We start from the raw sequence: 18,421 nt of genomic DNA on the forward strand, positions 1-18,421 counted from the left end.
TGCGAGCGCCTGACAGGTCTGGGAGGAAATCACCTTCCGCGAAACCGCTCCGAAAGGGGCATCACGCGCCACCGGCGCATCAACCAGGCCGGGCAACCGGAAAAAAGAAGGAACTGGCAATGTTGAAGAAGATGATGGCAGCCGTCGCACTGGCAGGAGTTTTCATGGCCGTACCGGCAGCAGCACAGGACGCCGCACCGGCGGAAGAAATGCACGAATACGCTGCCGCCACGAAGAAGATCGCCGATGAGGTGAATCAGAGCACCGGCAATGTCGCCCGGCAGATGCTCGATCTTGTCGCCCGGGAAGCGAAGGCGAAGGCGATGCTTGAGGGCAGTGTCGAGCGCAAGAAGCGCCGTATGTCGCCGAACGAAATGGTCAAATGCCACGACTGCAAACAGGAAAAGCAGGACTGCGGCGATCAGGCGAGATGCGACGTTCGGAATGATTGCCGGAAAGCGAAATGCCAAAAGATGGCCTGAGCTTGGGAGGATGGGCCGTGATCATCGACGAGCCGCAGGTCCGATGCCCCTTTTGCAGGGGTCTTATGCCGGGATGGATGTCGCGCTATCCCGGCAAAACCTGCACGCTCTGCGCGCGGCCCCTTTTCCTGCTCCCTTTCGTCTCCTCGCGACATTATCGGTCGGTTCTGAGCGCGATAGACGTCGCCAAGATCATTATGCTGCCCGTGATGGCAGGTGCGACCATATCGTTCGCCATGGGTCATCTCTGGCTCGACAGCTACGCCCGGATCGTCGCCGGCGCTCTCCTTACCTGGGGAATGATTGATGTCTGGGACGGAACGGCAGGCCTCAGAACCGGCCTGGACAGGGTCAGAAAGCGGATGCGCCGAGGTGCCGTCGCTCGCAAGATGTCCCTCGCAAAGACCATCTTCGGATCGGCCTCAATGGTGCTGGGCGCGATAGGCCTGCTGATGGCAAGGTGAAAATAGCCCCTACGATTGAAGCTACTTGGCGCCATGAAGTGGGCCGCTCACCAATCCAGTCCCTCCTTCTGGGGCGCGCATTTCCATGTGCTCAATTAAGCTTTGCGTGGCCGCGCCAAACTCTCAACGATCCGGCAATCGCCGATCCGGTCCGCTTGGCAGGATCGTAGCAAATGGCCTAACTCATCGCGCAATGAGGTGAGATCGTCGATCTTGCGGTCAATCTCGCCAAGTTGCTTGCGGACGAGGTGGTCCACATCGCCGCAAGGCTTGTCCTCATTGTCAGCTAGGTCGAGCAATTCGCTCACCTGCGCCATGCTGAAGCCGAGTTCGCGCGCACGTCGCACGAATGTCAGCGCCGCCAGATGGTCTTGAGAGTAATCGCGATAGTTATTGTCGGTTCGGTCCGCGGCGGGGAGGATACCTTCGCGCTCATAGTAGCGGATTGTTTCCGCCTTTGTGCCGGTTGCTTTCGCCAGTTCGCCGATACGCATCGCTTGACCTTGTAGTTACTACAAGGTGCATATGTCCTTGCGACTCGAACGTTGCAAGGAGAGCGGCATGGGAAAATCCTGTTGCCAGACGCCAGAAACCGACCACGGCGCGCACAACAATCCGCGCTGGAGGCTGATCCTGTGGATCGCCCTGATCGCGAACGCCGCCATGTTCGTGGTGGAAATCGTCGCGGGTATCGCGGCCGACTCCCGCGCTTTGCAAGCCGATGCGCTCGACTTCTTCGGCGATGCGGCAAACTATGCGATCAGCCTAAGTGTTGCCGGCATGGCGCTGGCGTGGAGAGCGAAGGCCGCATTGCTCAAGGCAGCGACGATGCTCGCGTTCGGCCTGTGGGTTATCGGCTATGCGGTCTATGGCCTCGCCGTTGGCTCAAGTCCCGAGCCGCAGACGATGGGTTTGATCGGAACGCTGGCGCTGCTGGTCAACGCGGCGGTTGCGCTGCTGTTGTTCCGCTATCGCGAAGGCGATGCGAACATGCGTTCGGTCTGGATCTGCTCGCGCAATGACGCGATCGGCAATATCGCTGTCCTAGCCGCTGCGCTGGGCGTGTTCGGCACGGGTCAGGCGTGGCCCGACCTGCTTGTCGCAGGCGTTATGGCCGGCCTCGCCATCTGGGGCAGCAGCGAAGTTTTCACACAGGCGCGCCGGGAGCTGGCGCATGGCTAACGGCACCCACGTCGGCATAGCCGCGTTTCTGGCGGAGGAATACCGCGCTGCGAGCCTTGCGGAAGCTTCGGGGCGCGTCGAGCGGGCATGGCACCATCTGGAGCGCGCCCACATCGTCGCGCAGATTCTGCTTTGGCCTCACTGCCAGTCGCACTGGCGGATGCTGGGTCTTGCCCTTCGACAGCGCGACTGGCGCGAGGCGACTGGCCAGATCGCGCGTCTGACTCTTGCGCCGCTAGGCAATCTTACGGGCCGGCTTCCTGTCGGCAACACTGGCCGGAGCGATGTCAGCGCCTTTGTCTGCATGGAAATTCCATCCGATCTGCGGGAAGTGCTGGGTTCCACATTGGATTGAGCGCGGGCGCATGCTTCGCGTTGCAAATGCAAATCGAATTTTGATCGTAAGAACCGCGATCTTTTGACCAGATAGCAAGGGGCCCATCCTTCAGATAATGTTATGAAATTACATTATTCTCTTCGAATTCGCGCTTCCGTAAGCGATGATCGGCTGCTAACGGCGCGCAGATGACCCGGCTCTTCGCCCGCTCCTTCATGCTGCAGCTGATCACGCTGTGCACCGCTCTCGGCGTCCTCTGGGTACCGGTCGCGGAGGCAGCCGAATGCGCGGACGAACCCGAAGTCGCTTCGCTGATCGAGCAGCACGGTGAACCGGGCGAAGAAGGTAGCGGATCCGAAAAACATGGCACTTGCGCCCATGGTCATTGTCATCACGTGTCACAGGCGGTGGGGAGATCGGCGGAAGGCGTTGCACTATCTTCGGTCGTCGCACTGAACCACGGCAAGCGTCATTCTGCGCTCGACTCCGGCATTACCGAACTGGCTACGCCTCCTCCTCGAGCCTGACGTTCTTCGCGCATCGGAAGCGCTCCGATGCCGTTCTGAACGTCAGCAGAGGAATTTACCCAACATGTTCGCCACAATTCGGCGAGGCAACCTCTTTGCGGGGTTGGCTTTCGCCATGCTCGCGCAGCCTGCCATCGCGCAGGAAGCGCCCTTCGTGTCGCTTGAAGAGGCGCTCGATCTCACAGGGGTCGCCGACGACGCGACTTCCAGCGCAACCAACCCGCGCATTGTCGGGCCACGTTCTGAATCCGAAGCGGCGCAAGCGCTGGTCGGCCAGGCACGCTTGCGGCCCAATCCCGAGGTTTCGCTCGAGGTCGAGAACATCGCGGGGAGCGGCGCCTTCTCGGGGCTTACCGCTACCGAATACACCCTAGCGATAGGGCAGCGGATCGAACTCGGAGGAAAGCGCGGCGCACGCGTTGAAGCGGCCGAAGCACAGGCGCAGCTGGCAAATCTACGAGCTGACCTGGCCGGTGCCGAACTCGGCTTCCTTGTCCGTGAGCGCTACGTTGCAGCGGCGGCGGCAGCATCGCGGGTCGAGCTTGCCCGCGATGTGGTCGACCGAAACGAGGAACTGGCCCGCATAGCTGGCGTGCTGGTCGAGGTGGGCCGCGAACCACCGCTGCGCGCGCTAAGGGCAGAGGCCGCGCTGGCAGAAGCGCGAGCCGAACTTCAAGCGGCGGAGGCGACCAGCCTGGCAGCCCGCACGGCGCTCGCCTCGCTATGGGGTGAGCAGGGCACACCGCCGTTCGTTCCCGATGCCTTTCCCAACATCGAGCCTCCGGCCGCGGTGCTTGCGTCGGCGACCGGCCTGCAATTGCAGGTAGCCCGCGCCGAAAGCACGGCTGCGGCCGCCGAGATCGACCGGGAGCGCAGCCTGCGCATTCCCGATCCGGTCGTTTCCGCCGGTGTTCGACGCTTCGAGGAAAGCAACGACAGCGCCTTTCTCGTCGGCGTATCCATTCCGCTCCCCTTCTGGAACCGCAATCAGGGCAACATCGATGCCGCCGAGGCAAGGCTACGCGCTGCCAACGCACGCGAGGCTGTCGCGCTGGCCGATTTCGAGCAGGCCGTAGCGCGCGCACGATCGCAATACCTTGCCGCCGTAGCGCGCGTTGAGACACTTTCCACGACATCGCTCCCCCAGGCCGAGGAGGCGCTGCGGCTCGTCCGCATCGGTTACCGCAACGGTCGTTTCCCGCTGATCGAGGTGCTGAGCGCAGCCGAAGCGCGCGATACCATTCGCGAGGCGCTGATCACCGCCGAGGAAGACCGGGGACAAGCGGCTGCCGAGCTCGTCAGGCTGGCCGCGCAATGAGGAATATCGCAATGAACCGCAGAAAACTGGCGATCATCGTCGGTATCATCATTCTCGCTGCAGCGCTGCTGCTGTTGCTGTGGCCTGACGATCAGGCTGACCAACATACAGAAAACGAGGTCGCAGAAACGGAATTGCCAGAAGGCCTCGTGCTGATCGAAGAAGAGCAGATCCGAACGGCCGAAATCGAGGTCGCCGCGGTGCAAACCGGTGCGGCAGTTGAATTGGTCTTTCCTGCGACCGTTGCAGCGAGCCCGACCGCAAGTGCCAGAATTGATGCGCGCGCATCTGGCGTCGTTCGCAGCGTAGGCAAGACGCTTGGCGACTATGTCCGCCAGGGCGAGACTGTCGCTCGGATCGAAAGCGCCGATGCCGCGGCGCTCGCTTCACAGCTTAGCGTTGCTCGTGCCCGCGCAACCGAGCTTTCGGCTGCGTATGAGCGCGAGCAGCGTCTGTTCGATGCCAATGTGACCGCACGGCAGGATCTCGAAGCAGCGCGTGCAAATCTCGACGTTGCCCGCTCCGAACTGAACCGCGCTCAGGCCGCTGTGGCTGCGGCAGGCGTTAGCGGCGATGGGCGTTCGCTGGCCGTGACCAGTCCGCTATCGGGCCGCGTTACCGCTGCCCCGATCGTACTCGGCTCTTTCGTCGATGCTGGTGAAGAACTCTACCGCGTGGTCAATCCGAACGGCCTGCAGATCGAGGTGGCCTTGCCTTCGGAAGATGCGGCGCGCATCCAACCGGGCGACGAGGCGGCGGTGATCGTCGGCGATGGCCGCGAAATCGGTGCACGTGTGCGTTCGGTCACGCCTTCGCTCGATCCGGAAAGCCGCAGTGCCACCGCCGTGCTTAGTCTGACGCGGGGAATACCGGGCCTCCAACCTGGCGCTTTCCTCCAGGCACGCATCCGTCCCTCGGGCGAAGTGGATCAGAGCCGCATCGCAGTTCCCGAGGATGCCGTGCAAATGCTCGAAGGCCGCGACGTCGTGTTCGTTCGCACACAGCGCGGGTTCCAGGCCCGCGAGGTGGAAACAGGTAGCCGGTCCGCTGGGATGGTGACGATCCTGTCGGGTCTGGAACCTGGACAACGGATCGCGACCGACAATGCCTTCCTGCTGAAGGCCGAACTCGAAAAGGAGGGCGCCGAACATGGCCATTGATCATACCGCGGCTCCCGCTGACGAGGGTAGCCACCGCCATGGCTTGATCGGGATGGTTCTCGATATTGCCGTGCGTTTTCGCTGGGCGATCATCGTCCTGACTGTTTTCGCAGCGATCTACGGCGCGTTCAACCTCCTGCGCCTGCCGATCGATGCGGTTCCCGACATCACCAATACACAGGTGCAGATCAACACCAGTGCGCCTGCACTCTCGCCTGCGCAGGTCGAGACGCAGGTGACCTTTCCGATCGAGACCGGCCTTGCCGGGATCGAGGGGCTGGAGATGACGCGCTCGATCTCGCGCAACGGTTTCAGCCAGGTTACCGCGATCTTCGAAGAAGGAACCGACCTCTATTTCGCCCGCCAGCAGGTGAACGAGCGGCTCGCGCCGATCGGTGCTTCGCTACCAGAGGGAGCGGAGCCTACCATGGGGCCGATCTCCACCGGCCTTGGTGAAGTGCTGATGTATACGATCGAGTATGAGCATCCTGGCGGCAAGGGTGCGACCACCGGCGGACGCACAGGCTGGCAGTCCGATGGCAGCTTTATCACCGAACGTGGCGACCGCCTCGAAAGCGAAGTGGCGAAAGCTGCGTATTTGCGCACCGTGCAGGACTGGGTAGTCGCACCGCTGATGCGCTCGATCGATGGCGTGGCAGGGGTCGATTCGATCGGCGGGTTCGAAAAGCAGTTTCTGGTCCAGCCCGATCCCGCGCGTTTGACCGGTTACGGCCTCTCGTTCGATTCATTGATCGATGCGCTGGAGGCCGCCAATCTGGCGGCCGGCGCCAATTTCGTGGATCGTGCCGATGAAGCGCTGCTTGTCAGGGTGGATGCTCGGCTCGGCGGGATCGCGGATATCGAGGAGGCAGTCATTGCGACGCGTGAGGGTGTGCCCATCCGCATCGGCGATGTGGCCGATGTCGAAATCGGTGGCGACCTTCGAACCGGTGCGGCTTCGCTGAACGGCGAAGAGGCGGTGGTGGGCACGGTGCTGATGCGAGCAGGCGAGAACAGCCGCACCGTCGCAGCCGGTGCAGCAGAAAGGCTGGACGAGGTCCGTTCATCGCTCCCAGACGGCGTTGTGGCCGAGATCGTCTACAACCGGTCCTCACTCGTCGACGCGACGATTTCGACGGTTGAGAAGAACCTGCTTGAAGGCGCATTGCTGGTAATTGCAGTGTTGTTTCTCCTGCTCGGCAATATCCGCGCCGCCATAATCACCGCACTGGTCATTCCCGTTTCGATGCTGATGGCAGCGGTGGGGATGAACCGGCTTGGTGTCTCGGGTAATCTGATGAGCCTGGGCGCGCTCGACTTCGGCCTGATCGTCGATGGTGCGGTCATCATTGTCGAGAACAGCGTTGCTCGGCTCGCCGCGCGGCAACAGCGTGAGGGACGCTTGCTATCCTTGGGCGAACGGCTAACCGAAACGCGTCTGGCAGCACAGGAGATGATCAAACCGACCGTCTACGGTCAGGCGATCATTTTCCTCGTCTTCGCGCCGCTGCTCACCTTTACCGGGGTCGAGGGCAAGACCTTCTCCCCTATGGCGATCACGATGATGCTCGCGCTGGCTTCGGCCTTCGTTCTGTCGTTAACCTTCGTCCCGGCGATGATCGCGGTGCTGCTCAACAAGAAGCTTACCGAGGAGGAAGCGAAGCCCATTCGCTGGTCGAAGGAGCGTTATGGCCCAGCGGTTCGCAAGGCCATTGCCCGGCCCTGGCCAGTTATCGGCACGGGGGTCGGGATCTTTGCGATCGCGGCTGTCATCTTCGGGTTTCTGGGTAGCGAATTTACTCCGCAGCTCGACGAACGCGACATTGCGGTGCAATCCTTGCGGATACCGTCGACGTCGCTCGAACGTTCGCTCGCGATGCAGCGGCGGGTCGAGAACAGGCTTGAAGAGTTTCCCCAAGTCGAGCTGGTGTTTTCGCGGACGGGCACGGCCGAGGTCGCCAGCGATCCCATGCCGCCCAATGCGTCAGACGCCTATGTCATGCTGAAACCGCGCGAAGAATGGCCTGATCCGGACTTGTCGAAGGATGAGCTGGTAGAGGAGATGGAAACTGCGCTGGGCGGTTTGATTGGCAACCTCTACGAGTTCAGCCAGCCAATCGAATTACGCTTTAACGAGCTCATCGCTGGGGTGCGCGGTGACGTGGCGGTCAAGCTCTACGGCGATGACCTTACCGCACTCACCGAAGCGGCGGGCGATGTAGCCGGCGTGCTGCGCGGCGTCGAAGGCGCGGCAGACGTCAAAGTGCAACAGGTGACGGGCTTTCCGACGCTGGATATCGCTTTCGATCGCCCGACCATCGCGCGATATGGACTAACCGTCGAAGACGTGGCCCAGTCGGTTGCCATCGCACTCGGTGGACGTCCGGCAGGCCTCGTGTTCGAAGGCGATCGCCGGTTCAACGTTGTCGTGCGCCTAAAAGATGCGACGCGCGACGATTTTGACCAGCTCGGTGCCCTGCCGATCGTGCTTGAAAATGGTGTCACAGTTCCCTTGCGGACTCTGGCCGATTTCCAGGTGGTCGATGGCCTTGCCGAGGTCCGACGTGAACAGGGACGCCGACTCGTGATCGTGTCGGCCAATGTGCGTGAACGCGATCTCGGTTCGTTTGTCGAAGAAGCGCAGGAGGGTGTCTCGGCCGAGGTCGATATGCCGCCGGCTTCCTTCATCGAATGGGGCGGACAATATCAGAACCTGCAGGAAGCGCAGGCGCGGCTCGCCATCGTCGTCCCGATTGCCTTCGCTCTGGTTCTGCTCTTGCTGTTCATGGCTCTGGGCGGATGGGTTCCGGCGTTTGCCGTGTTCAGTGCCATTCCCATGGCCCTGGCCGGCGGCGTGTTTGCTTTGGCGCTGCGGGGCTTGCCGTTCTCGGTCTCCGCCGCGGTCGGGTTTATCGCCCTGTCCGGCGTGGCGGTGCTCAACGGTCTCGTCATGATGACCGCGATCCGTCAGCGGCTCGAGAACGGAGTACCGCTTGACGAAGCTATCGCCGATGGCGCGCTCGCGCGTCTGCGCCCGGTGCTGATGACCGCGCTGGTGGCGTCGCTCGGCTTCGTGCCCATGGCGATCGCCACCGGAACAGGGGCGGAAGTGCAACGTCCTTTGGCTACGGTGGTTATCGGCGGATTGATCACCGCGACCGCGCTGACCCTGTTCGTTCTGCCCGCGATCGCACGGCTCGTGCTGTATCGCTCGGATGACGAACGCAGCTGGCGCGAGAAATGGTGGGAGCGGCTGCGCCGCAACGTAACGCGCGAAGAGCAGCGAGAGCTGACAGACATCGCGTGACGAGACTGGATTGGAGAAGGCGAATGCTGAAAATCGATGAAGAGAACGGCTTGGTCAGGATATTTGCGGGGGGTGACCTCGACAGTTTCGACTATGATCGCTTCGTGCCCCAGTTCGAGCGCATTGCGGATCGCGAGCTTGGCACGGTGCCAATGCTGATCGAGCTCGCGCCCGACTTCTCGGGTTGGGATCTGGGCGCAATCTGGCGCGATCTCAAGTTCGACATGAAGCATAAGGACAGCTTCGGCCGGATTGCGGTCATCGGCGACAGCAAGTGGGAAGAGTGGGGCACTAAGCTCTCCGATCCGCTGTTCCGCGCCGAAATGAGGTTCTTCACGCGATCCGAGCGCGATGTCGCTGAGAGCTGGGCCAGAGAAGGAGGGCTTGCGTCATGAGCGGCAACCACGACGTCGATCTCGGCTCTGCCGAGAAGCGCCGGACACTTTGGATCGTTCTCTGGCTGAACGTGGCGATCGCGATAGGATTTTTCGTGGTCGGCTACTTCGCCGATTCCAACGCCCTACTCGCCAACGGTCTCGACAATTCGTCGGATGCGATCGTCTATGCGCTCAGTCTGCTTGCGCTCACCCGTTCCCGAACATGGAAACGCGGAGCCGCACGTTTTTCCGGCATCATGCTCCTCGTTTTCGCCGGCGGGGTCATTGCCGATGCCATCCGGCGCTTCGTCGAGGGTTCCGAACCCGGTGGCCTGATGATGATGGCCATGGCGGCGGTGGCCGCTGTCGTGAACCTGATCTGCCTGCGGTTGCTGCAGAAGATGAAGGAAAAGGACGTCAACCTGCGCGCCGCCACGACCTTCAGCTTCAACGATTTCATCTCCAACGGCGGCATCATTATCGCCGGGATTATCGTCATGCTGACCGGTGCGAACTGGCCCGATCTGGTGGTCGGCATCGCGGTTGCCGGTATCGCGCTTTACGGCGGTATCGACATCTTGCGCGACGCGCACATGGATACCCATGACGAGGCTGGGACCGAGCACCGCAAGGGCGACGAGTTCGGTAGATGAGTAGCACGCACGATCATGGTGGCGGCCACACCGGCCACAGCCACGGCGAGAAGAATCTCAGTGATCGCCAGCTGATCTTCGCAGTGGCTATCAACGTCCTGCTGACGGTCGCCCAGATCATCGGCGGGATCCTGTCCGGTTCACTGGCGCTCATCGCCGATGCGTTGCATAATTTCAGCGATGCAGCTTCCCTGGGGTTGGCCTGGTTCGCGCGCAAGATAGGTCGACGTCCAGCGGACAAACTGATGACCTTCGGCTACGCGCAAGGAGAGGTCGTGGCCGCGCTCATCAATCTGACCACGCTGCTCATCATCGGGTTCTACCTGTTGGTCGAGGCGATCAACCGGTTCGCCGATCCGCAGCCGATCGAAGGCTGGACCGTCATCGGTGTTGCTGGCATCGCGCTTGTGATCGATCTCGTCACTGCCTTCATCACGCATCGCGGCGCGAGCGACAGCATCAATATGAAGGCTGCGTTTCTCCACAACGTTTCCGACGCGATGGCATCGGTCGGCGTGATCGCAGCTGGCGTGCTGATCCTGCTGTACGATTTTTTCGTGGCAGATCTGGTGATTACTGTGATCATCGCGGCTTACGTTGTCTGGCAGGGGGTTTCGCTGATGCCAAGAACCGTGCGCCTACTGATGGGTGCGGTACCGGACGACGTTGAGTTCGAGCGGATCGTACAACTCTTGCAAGAGCAAGATGGCGTAAAGGGTGTGCACCATGTACACATCTGGAATCTCGGCGAACACCATCGCGCTATCGAAGCTCATCTGGTTCCATCGAACACTTCGCTTGACGCATTCGAAAATCTCAAGGTGATGTTGCGCTCGAAGCTTGCAGATGAACATGGTATCGCGCACGCCACATTCGAAGCCTGTCTTGCAACCGATTGCGACGACCTGCTCATCCCCGGCCATCCGGTCTCGGATAACGAGCAAACGAGCTGAGCTAATCGCGTACATCCTGTCGTCGAGCTCCTACTTTTCGAGCATCGACCTGATGACTTTTGCGCTGCGAAGGCAGTTAATTGCCTTCAGATTGCACCACGTCTAAGTCAGCGGTCGCGCCGCCGTGGGCAGCCGCCGCGGGTAGGGTCTTCAGACGTCGAGAAAGCTTGGTCCGACGCCCATTCTCCGCGCGAGCCACAATGTCGCCGAAGGAACAAGAACCCACATGATTATGGGGACAAGGCCGATGCCTGTTCCCGGTATAAGAGGCATCAGGGAACTATAAGTCCAGCCCCAGTCGGCTCCCACAGCCAATATTTCGACCACGGAGGTAATCGCCAACCCGATCACGAGATAGACACCGAAACGCGAGATGGGCCATTCGACGATCCAGGGCCTTCGACCGCTTCCCAACGAAGCACCCAAATAGGCCGTCACCATAATCCCGGCGTCACCGAAAGAAGCAAGACCGCATCGGTAGGCAGCTTCGGCTGGACTGAGTTCGCCGCTACCGTAAAACGGCAGCTGGAACATCTCCCACACAAAGGAGATCAATCCGCCAAAAAGGGCAATCCATAAGGCTGGGTGCGCGCCCCGCCATCCGCTGCTTGCCTTGCCCGAAATTCCGACGCCCAATACTTTTCTCTCCTTCGCCGCATCGTTTGGGACAGACGCCTTTCACGGTCAAGCGATCGCCGGGCCGTGTTTACGCCAAGAGCTCGTAAAGTTTGGAGATTTATTACGCGCAAGATTGCGCAAAGAGCTCCACCAGAGCGGGGCCGGAAACCGATCATGTCTTGGTGACCGCCTTGCACTTCCGGGGCGGTAGGACTATCCACTCTTCGTGACGTTTATGCGCGCCCTGACCTTGGTATGTTTCAGCTTCGGGCTTTTTGTCCAGGTCGCGGCGAACGCTGCAGCCTTACCGCAGGTCGAGACTGTCGAAATGGGCGATTGCACCGAGATGGCAGAGAGCAGCTCCGGTCATGTCATGGATGCCCAGCAGAAATCTTCCGATCGGGAAGGGCCATGCTCCGACATGACGCTTGAATGTCTCGTCGCAATGAACTGTCTGCCGCCGCTGGCACTCTCGGGCGCCGCCACCGAGGACGGACCGACGCTTCTATTCGCTCCATCCTACCTTGTTCCTGCCGTGACCTGGCTTGAACGAGAGCATTCGCGACCGGAATCGCCACCCCCCCAAACCACCCTCACCGTCTAGTTTTTCCATGCGGCATTTTGCGCCGCTTGCGAGCTTGGCGGGCGCGAATGGTCATGCTCCGGGACTATCCCGGGAATGCCGACATGTCGTCCGGTGAGCTCGCTTTGCACGAGTGAGAGATATGAATTGGCGAATTGGCTGGACGGGGTTTTCGGCCCTGCTCGTCGCACAGGCGGCACAAGCGCAATCTGTCGGCTATGAGGAAACGCTTGCCGCAGCGAGGGGCGAGCAGCCTCTTCTGGAAGCTGGCGCTTTGCGCGTTCAGGCACGGCGCGAAGCAGCAGAGGCAGCGGACGAATTGCCCGACCCTCGCGTTCGCGCAGGAGTCATGAACCTGCCGGTGACCGGTCCCGCTGCGTTCGATCCGTACGAGCAATTGCCGACACAAATTGCGATCGGCGTCGAACAGGAAATTCCCAATCTGGCGCGGAGGCGTGCGCGTTACGCGATCGCGGGTTCGGACATCCGCGTTGCCGAAGCGCATCTCGGCATGACCGAGCGTTCCATTCTCGCCGAAGTCGGCACGGCCTGGATAGACCTCTACTACGCGCAACAACGCCTCGAACTCGCACGCACCGCGCTGAGCGAATTGAGAAACCTCGTTCCGGTCGCCAACAGTGCTGTCGTTTCGGGATCGGCAAGACCTGCCGAAAGCCTGGCGATCCGGCGTGAACTTCTACAAATCGAGGACGCGATGACCGCAATCGAAGCCGACCGCGAGACCGCGCAGGCCGAGCTTTCCCGCTATATTACCGAAGACGAGCCTGTCGCATCTGGAGCCGCACCTCGCGCCATCCTCGATCCCGACCGGCTCCGGTTCGAACTGGAAACCAACCCCGAACTGCTCTTGGCCGATGCCGAGCGTCGACGCGCCGAAGCTGCAATCGGGCTTGCGCGCGCAGAGAGGCGTCCCGACTTTGGTGTCAGCGTGACCTATGGTCGCCGCAATCCCGACTTCGGCGACGTCGTGTCGGTCATGGGCTCGGTCACCTTGCCGATCTTCACCGACAGGCGGCAAAACCCGCGTATCGCCGCAGCAGAGGCGGACGCTGCCGCCGCATTGGCCGAGCGCGATGACCGCCTGCGGGCAATCAGCGCGCGTTTCGAAGCCGATCTCGCTGCCTGGCGCAGTGCGGTGCGGCAATGGGAGCGGGCACGCGACGAACTTCTCCCACTCGCGCGCGACCGCGCCGACCTGGAAACAGCAAGCTTTGCCGCAGGCCGCGCCGACCTCATTGATGTGATCGCCGCCAAATCCGCGCTCGCCCTGCTCGAACTCGAAATCGTGGAGCGTGAGCAAGCCGCTGTCGAGGCGGCGGCAGTTCTGCGACTTACCTATGGGGAGGACCGGACATGAGAGCTGCATTCGAACGTTTAACACCGCGCCAGCGCTCTTATGCAGCAGCAGCCGGCATCGCGCTTGTCAGTCTGGCAGCTGGCTACGGCCTCTCGATGCTGGGCGACGGCGAGAGCGGTGAGGCGGCTGCCGACACGGAATGCGAGGAAGTGCTCTATTGGTACGATCCGATGGTGCCCGACCAGCGCTTCGACGAGCCTGGCAAATCCCCTTTCATGGATATGCAGCTGGTTCCCAAATGTGCCGGAGGCGGAGCGCAGACGGGCGAGGGTGTCAGCATCAGTTCGACGCAGGTGCAGAATTTCGGAATTCGCACTGCCGAGGCCGAATACGGCGTGCTGGAACCGGATGTGAACGTGACCGGCACGCTCGCCTATAATGGCAGCGACGTCGCGATCGTGCAGCCACGCGCGGGCGGTTATGTGCAACGGACCTACGGCCACGCGCCGCAGGACATGATCGCGAGAGGGGCACCGATCGTCGACCTGCTGATCCCCGAATGGGGCGGTGCACAGCAGGAATTCCTGGCCGTTGCGGCCACTGGCGATGAAGCCTTGATCCGTGCAGCGCGCCAGCGCCTGCGACTGCTCGGCATGCCTGAAGGTGTAATCTCCTCCGTCGCGCGAAGCGGGCAAGCGCGCACCACCGTGACTGTGACCGCACCGCAATCGGGCGCGATTACTTCGCTTGGGATCAGACCCGGCATGACCGTCATGGCGGGCCAGACCCTGGCAGAGATCAGCGGCTACAGCCCGATCTGGCTGGAAGCCGCTGTACCCGAGGCACTGGCGGGGAGCGCCCGCGTCGGGCAGCCTGTAAGCGCCACTCTTACCGCTTTTCCAGGCGAACGCTTCGCCGGGCGGATCATCGCCATACTGCCGAGCGCACAGGATGCCAGCAGGACCATCACGGTTCGCGCGGCCATGCCCAATCCGGGCCTGAAGCTCAAACCCGGCATGTTTGCAAAGGTCAGTCTTACTCCCGAGCGGCGCGAAGCGCTGCTGGTCCCGTCCGAAGCTGTCATCCGCACCGGCGAGCGGACTCTGGTCATGTTGGCGCAGGAGGGCGGAGGCTATCGCCCGGCCGAAATCCGCATCGGCCGCGAGGCGAATGGCCGAACCGAGGTTCTGGCCGGACTTGCTCCGGGCGAGGAAGTGGTCGTTTCCGGCCAGTTCCTGCTCGATTCCGAAGCCAGCCTTGCCGGTATCGATGTGCGCGCCATCGACCGGGCGCCATCGGCCACCGGCGGACGCGAAGCTCAGGACGATGCGGAAGAACCGCGAACCTATCGGGCGAGCGGCACAATCACGCGCATCGCGCAAAGCAGTGTGACCTTGCGGCACGGCCCTGTTCCCGCGCTCGAATGGCCGGGCATGACCATGCCCTTTGCGGTTGAAGATCGGTCCCTGCTGCGCGGATTGGAGCGTGGTGATCAGGTCAGCTTCACCTTTGTCCAGGCGGGCACAGGGCCGCGCATCGTTTCGATACGGAAGAGCGGTCAATGATCGCGCGGATCATCGAAAGCTCGATCGCCAATCGCTTCTTCGTGATTCTGGCGGCGATCGGTCTCGCACTGGCCGGATTTTGGGCGGTGCGCACCACGCCCATCGACGCAATTCCGGACCTGTCCGACGTGCAGGTGGTGATCCGCTCGAACCATGCCGGGCAGGCTCCGCGTATCGTCGAGGATCAGGTTACCTACCCGCTGGCAACGACGATGCTCTCGGTGCCGGGGGCAGAAACCGTGCGCGGTTATTCGTTTTTCGGCGACAGTTACGTTTACGTGATTTTCGAAGAAGGCACCGATCTCTATTGGGCACGTTCGCGCGTTCTGGAATATCTCAATCAGGTGCAGAACCGCTTGCCGGAGGGCGTCGAGAGCACGCTGGGTCCCGACGCGACCGGGGTCGGGTGGATCTACGAATATGCGCTGGTCGATCGCAGCGGCGGGCACGATCTCGCAGGGCTGAGAAGCCTGCAGGACTGGTTCCTGCGCTACGAGCTCCAGACCATCCCCGGAATCGCCGAAGTCGCCAGCGTGGGCGGGATGGTCAAGCAATATCAGATCGTGCTCGACCCCTATCGCATGGCCTCGCTCGGCGTAACGCACGCCGAGATCGTGCGGGCAGTCCAGGCGGGCAACCAGGAGGCAGGCGGCTCGATCGTCGAGATGGGCGAGGCGGAATATATGGTGCGCTCGTCCGGCTATCTCGGCAGCCTCGATGATTTTCGCTCCATTCCGCTGCGTGCCGAGGCGGGCGGTGTCCCGGTGACGCTCGGCGATGTGGCCAATGTGCAGATCGGCCCGGAATTGCGCCGCGGTATCGCCGAGCTGAACGGGCAAGGGGAGGTTGCGGGCGGCATCGTCATCCTGCGGCAAGGGGCCGATGCGCGCGGCGCGATCGAGGCTGTGGAGGCGAAGCTCGACCAGCTTCAGGCAAGCCTGCCCGACGGGGTCGAGATCGTCACCACATACGACAGATCGCAACTGATCGACGCCTCGGTCGAGAACCTAACCACCAAGCTGATCGAGGAGTTTATCGTGGTCGCGCTCGTGTGTCTGCTGTTCCTGTGGCATGCGCGCTCGGCTCTGGTCGCAGTGGTCACTCTGCCCCTGGGCGTGCTCGCGGCATTTGTAGTGATGCGTTTTCAGGGCGTAAACGCCAACATCATGTCATTGGGCGGCATCGCCATCGCCATCGGCGCGATGGTTGATGCAGCGGTGGTGATGATCGAGAATGCGCACAAGCATATCGAACGCTGGACCGAGGAAAATCCCGATGCGGTTATGTCGGTTCAGGAGCGGTGGAGGATCGTCGCCGATGCATCGAAGGAGGTCGGCCCGGCGCTGTTCTTCAGCCTGCTGATCATAACCTTGTCTTTCCTGCCGGTGTTCACCCTGCAGGCACAGGAAGGGCGGCTGTTCGCCCCGCTTGCCTTCACCAAGACTTACGCGATGGCGGCAGCAGCGATCCTGTCGGTCACACTGGTTCCGGTGCTGATGGGCTGGCTCATTCGGGGCAAGATACCGCCGGAAGACCGAAATCCGATCAATAAAGCGCTGACCCGAGGCTATCGCCCAGGGCTCGATTGGGTGATGCGCCGTCCGAAGGCGACGCTGGTCATCTCGGCCTTGATTTTCGCGACCACGCTGGTGCCGTTCACGCGGCTTGGCGGTGAATTCCTGCCGCCGCTCGACGAAGGCGATCTGCTCTATATGCCGAGCGCGCTTCCCGGCCTTTCTCCGGGCGAGGCTTCGGCGCTGCTCCAGCGGACCGACCGTTTGATCAAATCCGTGCCGGAAGTCGACACGGTGTTCGGCAAAGCCGGCCGTGCGGACACGGCCACCGATCCGGCACCGCTGACGATGTTCGAGACGACGATCAGCTTCAAGCCGCGCGATGAATGGCGCGAAGGCATGACGCCCGACATGCTCGTCGAGGAGCTTGACCGTGTGGTGCAGGTTCCCGGGCTCGCCAATGTCTGGGTGCCCCCGATCCGCAACCGCATCGATATGCTCGCGACCGGCATCAAGAGTCCCATCGGGGTCAAGGTCTCGGGCGAGGATTTGGCGGAACTCGAACGCGTCGCGCTTCAGGTCGAGCAGATTGCAAAGCAGGTGCCCGGCGTGAGTTCGGCACTGGCCGAAAGGCTTTCGGGCGGGCGCTATGTCGATGTCGATATCGACCGCCTGGAAGCGGCCCGCTACGGTCTGAACATCGCCGATGTGCAACAGATCGTGTCGGGCGCGATCGGCGGAGCGAATGTCGCGCGCACGGTCGAGGGACTGGCGCGCTATCCGGTCAATGTGCGCTATCCGCGCGAGATCCGCGACAGCGTCGCTGAATTGCGCAACCTTCCCGTGCTCACCCCTGCGGGACAGCAGATCACGCTCGGCACTGTCGCCGATGTCCAGGTGACCAGCGGCCCGCCGATGCTCAAGAGCGAACAGGGTCGGCCGACGAGCTATGTCTATGTCGATGTGCGCGGGCGTGATCTTACCTCGGTCGTGGGCGATTTGCAGGAAGCAATCGGAGCCGAGGTCGATCTGCCCGCAGGCGTCAGCCTCTCCTATGCCGGGCAATTCGAATATCTGACCCGTGCCTATGAGCGTTTGCAGATCGTCGTCCCAGCCACGCTCGCGATCATCTTTCTGTTGCTCTACCTCATTTTCCGCCGCTTCGACGAGGCGCTTCTGATCATGGGCACTCTGCCATTCGCCCTCACTGGCGGGTTCTGGCTGCTATACCTGATGGGCTACAACCAATCCGTCGCAACCGCCGTCGGATTTATCGCGCTGGCGGGCGTTTCGGCGGAATTCGGCGTGATCATGCTGATCTATCTGAAGGCGGCGCTGGAGCGAAGGGAGGGCGAGCTCGACGCCGACCAGGTATCCGCTGCCATTCGCGAAGGCGCGCTGTTGCGGGTCCGGCCCAAAGCCATGACCGTCGCCGTGATCCTCGCAGGGCTGTTTCCGATCCTGATCGGGACCGGCGCCGGGTCCGAAGTGATGAGCCGCATCGCCGCCCCGATGATTGGCGGAATGATCACCGCCCCCCTGCTGTCGATGTTCGTGCTTCCCGCCGCATATCTATTGATGCGGCGTCCCCGGACCAAACGGTCCAAACCCCTCGAAGGAGAAGAAGAATGCGTACCACAACCCTCTTGATGCTAGTGGCCGCGCCGCTGGCGCTGACCGCCTGCGATTCTGAACAGAGCGCGACTGATATGGATGACATGTCGATGGCAGACGGTCAGATGGCCGATGGTCAGATGCCCATGGACTCCGGCGACATGCCGATGATGGAATCGGAAGGCATAATGCAAATGGCTAGCGCGGAAGGAACCGTCACAGCCATCGATCCCGAGGCCGGAACGATCACAATCGAGCACGGTCCGGTTCCGGAAATCGAATGGCCTGCGATGACCATGGCATTCGAAGCTGATGAGCAGCTGCGCAACGAGGTTGCCGTCGGTGAGGGGATCTCGTTTGAATTTCGTACTGGTTCAGAAGGCAATGTAATCACTTCGATTGCCAAGCAGTAATTCGTGATGGCGGCGCCAGCTAATGCCGGCGCCGCC

General features: G+C 61.9%; 18 protein-coding genes. 16 read left to right on the forward strand and 2 right to left on the reverse strand.

From position 1 onward, the window contains the following. The first annotated feature begins 119 nt into the window (after window positions 1-119). On the forward strand, window positions 120-482 hold the full coding sequence (locus RM533_RS09530; RefSeq protein WP_311341007.1) for a hypothetical protein: 363 nt from the start codon (window positions 120-122) through the stop codon (window positions 480-482). A 17-nt stretch (window positions 483-499) separates the two neighbouring features. Further along, window positions 500-946, forward strand: a complete 447-nt coding sequence (locus RM533_RS09535) for a hypothetical protein (protein ID WP_311341008.1) — start codon at window positions 500-502, stop codon at window positions 944-946. Window positions 947-1,041: 95 nt separating this feature from the next. Here RM533_RS09535 and RM533_RS09540 read toward each other — a convergent pair whose 3' ends face one another. After that, entirely contained in the window at window positions 1,042-1,440 is a 399-nt protein-coding gene (locus tag RM533_RS09540; protein WP_311341009.1) for a MerR family transcriptional regulator, read from the reverse strand. A 67-nt stretch (window positions 1,441-1,507) separates the two neighbouring features. Here RM533_RS09540 and RM533_RS09545 point away from each other — a divergent pair, with 67 nt between their 5' ends. From RM533_RS09545 to RM533_RS09585, 9 genes are all read left to right on the forward strand, one after another. Continuing rightward, window positions 1,508-2,128: a cation efflux transmembrane domain-containing protein gene (locus tag RM533_RS09545; protein ID WP_311341010.1), complete on the forward strand. Its 621-nt coding sequence runs from the start codon at window positions 1,508-1,510 to the stop codon at window positions 2,126-2,128. After that, window positions 2,121-2,483, forward strand: a complete 363-nt coding sequence (locus RM533_RS09550; protein WP_311341011.1) for a DUF3703 domain-containing protein — start codon at window positions 2,121-2,123, stop codon at window positions 2,481-2,483. Before RM533_RS09545 ends, RM533_RS09550 begins: the two co-directional genes overlap by 8 nt. Before the next feature lie 170 nt (window positions 2,484-2,653). Further along, a complete protein-coding gene (locus RM533_RS09555; RefSeq protein WP_311341012.1) occupies window positions 2,654-2,992 on the forward strand; it encodes a hypothetical protein in 339 nt (112 codons plus the stop codon). A 64-nt stretch (window positions 2,993-3,056) separates the two neighbouring features. Continuing rightward, on the forward strand, window positions 3,057-4,310 hold the full coding sequence (locus RM533_RS09560) for a TolC family protein (protein WP_311341013.1): 1,254 nt from the start codon (window positions 3,057-3,059) through the stop codon (window positions 4,308-4,310). Window positions 4,311-4,321: 11 nt separating this feature from the next. Then, window positions 4,322-5,470, forward strand: coding sequence for an efflux RND transporter periplasmic adaptor subunit (locus RM533_RS09565; RefSeq protein WP_311341014.1), 1,149 nt, complete (start codon window positions 4,322-4,324; stop codon window positions 5,468-5,470). 43 nt (window positions 5,471-5,513) lie between these two features. Beyond that, window positions 5,514-8,777, forward strand: a complete 3,264-nt coding sequence (locus RM533_RS09570) for an efflux RND transporter permease subunit (protein ID WP_311341066.1) — start codon at window positions 5,514-5,516, stop codon at window positions 8,775-8,777. 23 nt (window positions 8,778-8,800) lie between these two features. Beyond that, window positions 8,801-9,172 carry a SpoIIAA family protein gene (locus RM533_RS09575; protein WP_311341015.1) on the forward strand — a complete coding sequence of 124 codons (372 nt, stop codon included), beginning with the start codon at window positions 8,801-8,803 and terminating at the stop codon, window positions 9,170-9,172. Then, complete coding sequence (locus RM533_RS09580) at window positions 9,169-9,807, forward strand: cation diffusion facilitator family transporter (RefSeq protein ID WP_311341016.1); 639 nt, start codon at window positions 9,169-9,171, stop codon at window positions 9,805-9,807. The genes RM533_RS09575 and RM533_RS09580 overlap by 4 nt, the downstream gene beginning before the upstream one ends. Further along, the gene (locus tag RM533_RS09585; protein ID WP_311341017.1) at window positions 9,804-10,760 is read left to right on the forward strand and encodes a cation diffusion facilitator family transporter; all 957 of its coding nucleotides are present in this window, start codon (window positions 9,804-9,806) and stop codon (window positions 10,758-10,760) included. Before RM533_RS09580 ends, RM533_RS09585 begins: the two co-directional genes overlap by 4 nt. A gap of 150 nt (window positions 10,761-10,910) precedes the next feature. On the opposite strand, the gene RM533_RS09590 is transcribed toward RM533_RS09585, so the two are convergent. Further along, complete coding sequence (locus RM533_RS09590; RefSeq protein WP_311341018.1) at window positions 10,911-11,396, reverse strand: hypothetical protein; 486 nt, start codon at window positions 11,394-11,396, stop codon at window positions 10,911-10,913. A gap of 217 nt (window positions 11,397-11,613) precedes the next feature. On the opposite strand from RM533_RS09590, the gene RM533_RS09595 reads away from it, so the two are divergent. The 5 genes from RM533_RS09595 (at window position 11,614) to RM533_RS09615 (ending at window position 18,385) form a co-directional block, all read left to right on the forward strand. Continuing rightward, window positions 11,614-11,982: a hypothetical protein gene (locus tag RM533_RS09595; protein WP_432265056.1), complete on the forward strand. Its 369-nt coding sequence runs from the start codon at window positions 11,614-11,616 to the stop codon at window positions 11,980-11,982. Between the two features lie 121 nt (window positions 11,983-12,103). Further along, complete coding sequence (locus RM533_RS09600) at window positions 12,104-13,339, forward strand: TolC family protein (RefSeq protein ID WP_311341020.1); 1,236 nt, start codon at window positions 12,104-12,106, stop codon at window positions 13,337-13,339. After that, the gene (locus RM533_RS09605) at window positions 13,336-14,844 is read left to right on the forward strand and encodes an efflux RND transporter periplasmic adaptor subunit (protein WP_311341021.1); all 1,509 of its coding nucleotides are present in this window, start codon (window positions 13,336-13,338) and stop codon (window positions 14,842-14,844) included. Before RM533_RS09600 ends, RM533_RS09605 begins: the two co-directional genes overlap by 4 nt. After that, entirely contained in the window at window positions 14,841-18,008 is a 3,168-nt protein-coding gene (locus tag RM533_RS09610; RefSeq protein WP_311341022.1) for an efflux RND transporter permease subunit, read from the forward strand. The genes RM533_RS09605 and RM533_RS09610 overlap by 4 nt, the downstream gene beginning before the upstream one ends. Then, window positions 18,008-18,385, forward strand: a complete 378-nt coding sequence (locus RM533_RS09615; RefSeq protein ID WP_311341067.1) for a copper-binding protein — start codon at window positions 18,008-18,010, stop codon at window positions 18,383-18,385. Before RM533_RS09610 ends, RM533_RS09615 begins: the two co-directional genes overlap by 1 nt. Window positions 18,386-18,421: the final 36 nt, after the last annotated feature.

The organism is Croceicoccus esteveae, assembly GCF_031846435.1.
Taxonomy (GTDB): Bacteria; Pseudomonadota; Alphaproteobacteria; order Sphingomonadales; family Sphingomonadaceae; genus Croceicoccus; species Croceicoccus esteveae.